Raw genomic sequence first — 1,312 nt, 5'->3', positions numbered from 1 at the left:
TGAGGCTCAACCTCGGGAGTGGACACCCGGTTTCATGCGACGAGCGACAGCGTACGTGATGAGATCAGCTGTTGCTCGAACTCGACTGGCGTGAGGTAGGCGAGGGCAGAGTGGCGGCGGCGCCGGTTGTAGTAGGCCAGCCAGCGGAACAGCTCCAGCCGTGTCTGCGTCTTCGAGGTGAGGCGTCGCCCGTGGAGCAGCTCCCGTTTCAGGCCCTGGAAGAACGACTCGGCCAGGGCATTGTCGTAACTCGAGCCGACGCGGCCCATGCTGCGGCGGATGCCGTGCCGGCGGCAGACCTCGGCGAAAGCCGCCGCCGTATATTGCGCGCCCCTGTCCGTGTGAAAAACAACGCCGTCGACCTGGCCGCCGCGGGCGCAGACCGCCATTTCGATCGCGTCGGTGACGAGCTGGGTGCGCATGTGGTCGGCGATGGACCAGCCGATCACGCGGCGCGAGCAGATGTCGATGACCGTGGCCAGATACAGCCACGTCGAGCCGACGGCGATATAGGTGATGTCGCCGCACCACCGGGTGTTCAACGTCTTCGCGGTGAAGTCGCGCATGAGCAGGTCCGGTGCGGAAGGAGCCGTCTTGTCGGCGATCGTGGTGCGCTTGGTGCGGCGCAGGTGACGGCCGATGATCTGGTTGATGCGCATCAGGCGCGTGACACGCTTGCGATTGATCTTCCGACCCCGCGAGCGGAGTTCGGCATGGATGCGCGGGGCGCCGTAGGCGCCGTGGTGTTCGGCATGGATCTCGCGGATCTCGGCGACCGCGGCGGCCTGCTCGGCCTGACGCGCAGCACGGGCCTGCGTGGTGGCCTGGTGCCGGTAGTAGCCGGAGCGGGAGACACCGAGGACCTGGCATATCCGCTTCACGCCGAAGCCGGCACGGTTGTCGGAGATGAAGTCCCAGCGGCGGGGGCTCACTTCACCTCCCGAGCGAAATAGGCGGCTGCCCGGCGCAAGATCTCCCGCTCCAGCTGCCACTCTTTCTCTGCCTTCAGCAACCGCTGGTTCTCGGCTCGCAGCCTGGCCAGTTCCTCGGCCGGACTCTGCACGCTGCTGTCTGACGGCTCGGGCGCGGACCGAACAGTGTCCTTGCGGACCCACGTGCGCAGCGTCTCCCCGGTGATCCCGAGATCCGCGGCCACCGCCGCATACGTGCGCTTGCCGCCGGACGCGCGGTACAGCGCGACGGCATCCTTCCGGAACTCCTCCGGGTACGGAGACTGGCGTCCCACCTGGGCATCCCTCCCTGGACCATCAAGATCCATTGTCAGGGTGTCCACTCCAAAGGATCAGCCTCA

At 66.8% G+C, this 1,312-nt stretch carries 1 protein-coding gene; it reads right to left on the bottom strand.

Annotation, left to right across the window (positions count from 1 at the left end; all coding sequences use genetic code 11):
* Window positions 1-32 precede the first annotated feature (32 nt).
* Window positions 33-1,246 (bottom strand): IS3 family transposase gene (locus ACFY1J_RS46055; RefSeq protein WP_390713395.1). Its coding sequence is split into 2 segments (ribosomal slippage): window positions 33-994 and window positions 994-1,246, totalling 1,215 coding nucleotides; the frame shifts between segments, so codons are not numbered across the junction.
* Window positions 1,247-1,312 lie beyond the last annotated feature (66 nt).

The sequence above is a fragment of the Streptomyces sp. NPDC001406 genome (assembly GCF_042895285.1).
GTDB lineage: Bacteria > Actinomycetota > Actinomycetes > Streptomycetales > Streptomycetaceae > Streptomyces.
The sequence above is the reverse complement of the archived record's forward strand: the minus strand, read 5'-3'. Positions and strand labels throughout refer to the sequence as shown.